The organism is Pseudomonas sp. (assembly GCF_049645325.1).
GTDB lineage: Bacteria > Pseudomonadota > Gammaproteobacteria > Pseudomonadales > Pseudomonadaceae > Aquipseudomonas.
In genome coordinates this window covers 1-5785 of sequence record NZ_JBARTQ010000466.1, presented here as the reverse complement: position 1 = coordinate 5785, position 5785 = coordinate 1, and the positions used below count along the sequence as shown (strand labels likewise).

Sequence of the window (5785 nt, the reverse complement as noted above, 5' to 3'; positions counted from 1 at the left end):
CCACTGGTTGCACTCACTTTTCTGCTGTTGACCGGTTGCTCGACGCAAACCGTGGTGACGTTGCAAAACGGCACGCAGTATTTGACCAAGGACACCCCCAAGACCAAAACAGCTGACGGCTTCTATGAGTTCACCGACATCGCCGGCAAGCATGTGCGTGTGAAAGCCGCCGATGTGGCGACGGTTCGCAGCGAAAAGTGATTCCAACCGCCCCGACAACAAAAAGCCCCGCCAATGCGGGGCTTTTTGTTGTCCGTCACCGAATCAATACCGGTAGTACGGGTGGTAATACGGGTGATAGTAGGGATGGTAATAGTACGAGTGGTAGTACGGTCGATAGCAGCATGGGCCGGGATAGGCCGGATACACCGCACACCCGCCCAGGCCCAACAGGACCACGGCGCACAGCAACAATCGAAATCGGGACATACTCAGCTCCTCACCTCACGCGCGAAACATCTCGCCGGTAGTGATTAAACGCATGAGGGGTGGCCGATCCGTCGCCGTGAAGTGCCATTGATCCGTGAAGATTTATTTACCGAAGGATTTTTGCCGCTGTGGCGTTTAACCGATAAGCCGCCTCATCTTCGAGGCGGTAGAACGGAGAAAGACGGCCATGGCACTCATGTCCCGCTCGGTACGCGCTCTTTTACTCATTCCCTTGACCCTGGCGGCGCTGGCCAGTGCGCCGGCGTTCGCCGACACCATCATCATTCGCCAACCACCACGGGTGGTCGTGGTGCAGGCCCCGCCGCCACCGGTCTACTACGGGCATTGGGGTTACGGCCCACGGCCTTACTACTATCCGCACCCGCATTATGGCTATGGGTATGGCTACCCCCACCGGCCGTACTGGGGCGGCGGCTGGCGGGGGCACAATTGGCGTTGAGTCAGCCGATCACCACGCCGTCGGCCCACAGGCCGCCATGCCCGACACCGACCAAAGTGACTGAGTCGGCGCCAAAGGTCAGCACTGTATCGGCGCCGACCACCTTGGCGTGGTCACGCAGGTCGGTGCTGCCCCCCACGTCCTTGAACACCAGCTTGTCGGTGGCCTGGTAGCCAATCACGCGGTCGTTGCCGAAGTGGCCGCTGAACAGGAAGGTGTTGTGCCCGCTGTTGTCGCGGATCGTGTCATTGCCCTTGCCGCCTTCAATAAAGTCGGCGCCCTTGCCGCCCTGGATCAGGTCGTTGCCGTCGCTGCCGATGATGAAGGTATTGCCCTTGTGGGGCTCGGCATTGCGGTTGAGGTCCTGCACCCAGGTGTTGGCCCGCGCCGGGTCGGACAGGTTGGCGACGATCACCGTGGAGTCGCGGGTCATCTGGTCATAAAAGCCCGATTCGAGCACGCGGGTCATGCCGTCGCCATACGCGGTAGGCAGGTGCGAGACCCAGGTCGGCAGGTTGACGATGGAAAACGGCAGCACATTCCACAGCGTCGAAGCGTAATGGTCGTTGAAGCTGACGATGTTATCGGTGGTCGACTCGTGGGGCTTATCATGCACGCCCAGCGACGACAGGTTGAAGGAAGAACCGTCCAGCGCACGAAATACCGGGTCGTTCTCGTAACCGATGTTGAGCACCTTGTCGCCGGCGCTCTGGGTCGGTGACGCGTAGGCCACGTAGTTGGCATCCTTGTAGAAGCCTGACCATTTGTTGTTGCTCAAATCCGCCATGCTGTTGACCGCCAGGCCGCCCAGGCTGTGGCCACTGACCACCACGTCCTTGCCGGTCAGGCCGTGCGCGCCGGCATAGTCGGCGACGTTCTTGAGCAAGCCGCCAAAGGCTTCACCGGCGTAATTCTTGGCGTAGTCCTTAGGCCCAAGGGCCGCGAGCAGGTCGCTGATCAGGTCACCGATGGAGTCACTGATCAGGGTTTCCCGTGGCCCCGACGTGCCGCGAAAGCCGATGCCGATTTCGAGCAGTGTTCCGGCGGCGTCGTACTTGCCCAGCACCTCGACCTGCGCCGTGGTGTAGCCAGCCTTTTCGCCGAAGAATGTGCCCCGCGCATCGACCTTGCCGCCGTAGCCCAAGGCACTGGCGCTGATCGGCGTCCAGCCGGCTTTTTGCACCGCTTCAAGGGCGGCTTTTTCCGAGTCGGGGTTCCAGGGAATGCCGGGAATCACGCCCTGGGAATTGGTGCTGCCCAGCAGCGCACCGACCAGCGTGGCCGGCAAGCCAAGCCCCAGGCCGTTGTGCTGGTAGCCCACGGCAAAGCCGTTATCCAGGTTGTGATAGGAATACAGCGTGATCGCCATGGCATCGGCGAACAACGCTTTGGAACCCTCGGTGCCGAGGTTTTTATAGTCAAAGATACCCATGGTAGTGCCTCTCTGTTGTTGGATTTGTAGAGAAAGCGGAAACACGTTTCAGCGCTGAACGCTGGTTCAGGTGGAAGCTGACTTGTGTATGAACTGGTTTGGTGTGAACTGGCTCATGTGGGAGCTGGCTTGCCTGCGATAGCATCACCTCGGTGCAACTGATACACCGAGGCGCCAGCATCGCGGGCAAGCCCGACTCCCACACAAGCCTGGCTCCGCACAAACCTGGCTGCCAGGCAAACCCAGGCACCCATTAGCGCTCGTAACCCTTCAGAACGCCCAGTCGAGGCTCAACCCCACCCCGTGGACCTTTTCTTTGCTCGCCAGCAAACCGTTGTAGTCAAAGTTCACGCGCGCATCCTTGGTCAACGCCAGGCTGACCCGCGCACCGACCAGCGCCGCATCACGCACCATCGGCGCACTTTCCACCGCAAACGACGGGCCGCCCGAGGCAAAATCCAAGTGCTGCTGCGAATCCGTGCTGCTCAGGTTGTGCTGCCAGCCCAACGTGCCGGACACCTCAAGCTGCTGATGGTCATTCACGTTGAAGGTCTTCAAGGCGCGCACACCCAAAGTGCTCAGCACCACGTCGCGCGTATCGTCATGGCCTTTGAGCGCGGCAGCATCGCCCTTCTCGGTAAAACCATCCGTGTCCAGATGCACGTACGCCAGGTTGGCGAACGGCTCCAGGGCCAACGGTTGCAGGTTGACGCGGTAAGCCGCTTCGCCGAACACCTGGGTACTGCTCGCGTCCACTTTGACTTTTTGCTTGCCTGCCACGTCGCCGTATTGCAGGTCGCGCTTCACGTCCGCGCGGTGCCAGCTGTAGGTCGCGCCGCCGCTCAGGCGCAAGGCACCGATTTCATGGCCCGCATACGCACCGAAGTGATAGCTGTCCACCGACGCACGGCTGTGGGTGTCGCTGCCCATGTTCAGCGACGTGTCGCTGTAGCCGGCGACCAGGCCGATACGCGTGGCCTCGTCCAGCGCGCCATCGACCCCGGCGAGCAGGCCGCCGATGGAGGTGGTGTAGCCCGCCGTGTCGCTGCGGCTGTCGGTCTTGCCCCACGCCCCCAGCGCCTTGACCCAGACGTTGCCACGGCTGTCGACGGTCTGGCTGGTGGCGCCCATCTCGCCATTGCGCAGGCGTTCGCCGACCGCTTCGCGAACGTAGCGGCTGTCGTTGACCAGTGCGCTTTGCAACGCCGGGTAGGTTTCGCCGGAGAGTTGCTGGAACGCCCCTTGTGCCGAGGCTGCATTGGGTGCCAGCAGCAGGCTTTCATACACCGCATTGCCGGCGCCCAACTGGTCGGCCGCCGCCGCTACAGCGCGTTGGTTGGGCGTCACCGCCACACTGGCGAAGCTGTTGGTGCGCGCCACGTCCAGTTGCACGCCGTTGGCGGCGTAGTTCAAGGTGCCGCCGATAAACAGGTAGTTCGGCAGTACCGCACCGAAGCTGCCGGTAACGCCGCCCGCGGCTTGCAGGATGTTGTATTGGCGACCGATCAGGCTCTGGGCCTGCGCGTTTGTCAGCAACGTCGGGCTGTTTTCCAGGGCCAGGGTCACGGTGCCGCCATTGAGCGTGGCGGTGCCGCCCGCAACGATACGGTCACTGCTGGTCGGCGACAGCTCCACCGCATAGGTCGAACCGGCGTCGAAGGTCACGTTGCCGGCCACATTCAGCGTGCCGATGGAGTTACCCGGCGCCACGGTGCCACCGCTTTTCGCGGTCAGCGAGCCGATATGTCCCGAGCCACCGACCACGCCACTCTGGCTGACCGTCACGTCGGAAGTCACCGAGCCATTGATCGCCAGCAACCCTTGATTGACCAAGGTCGGGCCGCTGTAGGTATTGGCGCCGGTCAGCACCAACGTGCCGATGCCCTGCTTGGTCAGGCCGCCATGGCCCGCGATGGCGTTGCTCCACACGTCCAGCCCGCAATGCACGTCGGTGCACAGGCGCTGGGTCGGTTTGCCGGCATCCACCACGGCGCCGATCCCGGGCAAGTCCGCGACGAACTGGCTGCTGCCGTACGCGCCGTCGATACGGAACTCAGCCGGGATGTCTTCAGCGGTGACGAACATTCCCGGGCCGTTAACCGCCTTGCCCAGGTTGATCATGCCCCAGCCATACAACGCGTCGATGCCCGGCGCGCCGAGGTCGGTGGCGGTGGTTTTCAGCACGGTGGAAACCTGCTCGCCACTCATGTACGGGAAGCGCTCCATCAGCACCGCTGCGGCCCCGGCCACATGCGGCGCGGCCATGGACGTGCCGTTTTTGTTGGCCCAATCGGTGGTGAGGTTTTCCAGGGTGGTGCCGTTGATGATCGAGCTGAAGATCTTGGTGCCGGGTGCCGACACGCAGAAGCTCGCCGCATACCCGCAGCGCGACGAGAAGGTGCTGATCACGTACGGATCGGCGCTTGTGGTGTCCGGGTTTTGCTGCAGGGCCGCGACCGACAGCCAGTTCGGCGCGATCTCCGGCACAAAGTACGCCAGGCCCGACATCGCGTCCGGGTTGTTACGGTTGTAGTCGTTACCGGCGGCGAAAATGGTCAGCACGCCACTGCGCGCCGCGTCGATTGCGCCCTGGTAAGCACCGCCGGCCAGCGTGCCGAGGATCGGCCGGATGTTGTTGAACTGCGCCTGCGCTTCATTGACGGTGAAATTCGGAAACGCCGGATCGCGGCCGCCCTTGGCGTACTGGTCACCAATGCCGATGCCCCAGCTGTTGTTGATGATGCGCGCGCCACTGGCGACCAACCCGTCCCAACCGGCCTTGTACACCGCGCCGTCGTTGCCGAGGATGATCCCGTCCTCGGGGCCCGGGTCACCGTTTTCGGCGCTGAGGATCTGTGCGTTGAATGCCACGCCGTGCATCGGCCCGCCGTCGCGGTTACCGGCGGCAATGCCGCCCACGTGCGTGCCGTGGTTACCCAGCTTGCCGTTGGAGTCCTGGGACGGCGTGCCGTCATACCGGAACGCATCGCCGGCCTTCACCGGAATGTAGGGGTCGGTGTATTGGCGAATGCCTTCGGTGACAATCGTCACCACCTTGCCGGGGCTGGCGAATTCCGGGTGTTGGGCGTAGACCGGCTGGTCGAAGATGCCCAGCTTGACGCCCTTGCCGGTGTAGCCGGCGGCGTAAGCGGTGTCGGCATGCACGGCGCCGAGGCCCCAGTCGGCCTTGAACTCGGCGCTGCGCCAACTGGCGGCATCGCCCAGCTTGCCGGTTTCCACATAGGGTGCAGCCTGGGCGGTTCCCAGGCTTGCCAGGCAGCACAGCAGCGCGCCGTATGGCACACAGCTCAAGGCCTTGAGCGGGTAGCCCGGGCCTGTGTGAGTGGCGGTAAAAACCCCTGACTTGCGTTTTTTCACGGTGACCTTCCTTAGTTTTCTTATTGCCGGTAGGTGAATCACTTTCTCTTCAGCGCCATCGATCTCCTGTGGGAGCTGGCTTGCCT

Annotated in this window: 5 protein-coding genes; 2 read left to right on the top strand and 3 right to left on the bottom strand. The window is 62.9% G+C overall.

Translation table 11 applies throughout. The features are described from left to right. On the top strand, positions 1 to 201 hold a 201-nt coding region (locus tag WBB95_RS20225; RefSeq protein WP_424489193.1), incomplete at its 5' end, for a YgdI/YgdR family lipoprotein. Positions 202 to 264: 63 nt separating this feature from the next. Here WBB95_RS20225 and WBB95_RS20220 read toward each other — a convergent pair. Continuing rightward, the gene (locus tag WBB95_RS20220; RefSeq protein WP_167498003.1) at positions 265 to 429 is read right to left on the bottom strand and encodes a hypothetical protein; all 165 of its coding nucleotides are present in this window, start codon (positions 427 to 429) and stop codon (positions 265 to 267) included. A 187-nt stretch (positions 430 to 616) separates the two neighbouring features. On the opposite strand from WBB95_RS20220, the gene WBB95_RS20215 reads away from it, so the two are divergent. Continuing rightward, a complete protein-coding gene (locus WBB95_RS20215) occupies positions 617 to 889 on the top strand; it encodes a hypothetical protein (RefSeq protein ID WP_424489192.1) in 273 nt (90 codons plus the stop codon). A 1-nt stretch (position 890) separates the two neighbouring features. Here the strand turns inward: WBB95_RS20215 and WBB95_RS20210 are convergent, their stop codons facing one another. Both WBB95_RS20210 and WBB95_RS20205 read right to left on the bottom strand, forming a co-directional pair. Next, positions 891 to 2321, bottom strand: coding sequence for a lipase (locus WBB95_RS20210; protein WP_424489191.1), 1431 nt, complete (start codon positions 2319 to 2321; stop codon positions 891 to 893). A gap of 270 nt (positions 2322 to 2591) precedes the next feature. Next, positions 2592 to 5699, bottom strand: a complete 3108-nt coding sequence (locus WBB95_RS20205; RefSeq protein WP_424489190.1) for an autotransporter outer membrane beta-barrel domain-containing protein — start codon at positions 5697 to 5699, stop codon at positions 2592 to 2594. Positions 5700 to 5785 lie beyond the last annotated feature (86 nt).

What these genes read in the sequence shown, in the direction of transcription:
- WBB95_RS20220 (WP_167498003.1), bottom strand. Translation starts at nt 429, where the DNA reads ATGTCCCGATTTCGATTGTTGCTGTGCGCCGTGGTCCTGTTGGGCCTG.
- WBB95_RS20210 (WP_424489191.1), bottom strand. Translation starts at nt 2,321, where the DNA reads ATGGGTATCTTTGACTATAAAAACCTCGGCACCGAGGGTTCCAAAGCG.
- WBB95_RS20215 (WP_424489192.1), top strand. Translation starts at nt 617, where the DNA reads ATGGCACTCATGTCCCGCTCGGTACGCGCTCTTTTACTCATTCCCTTG.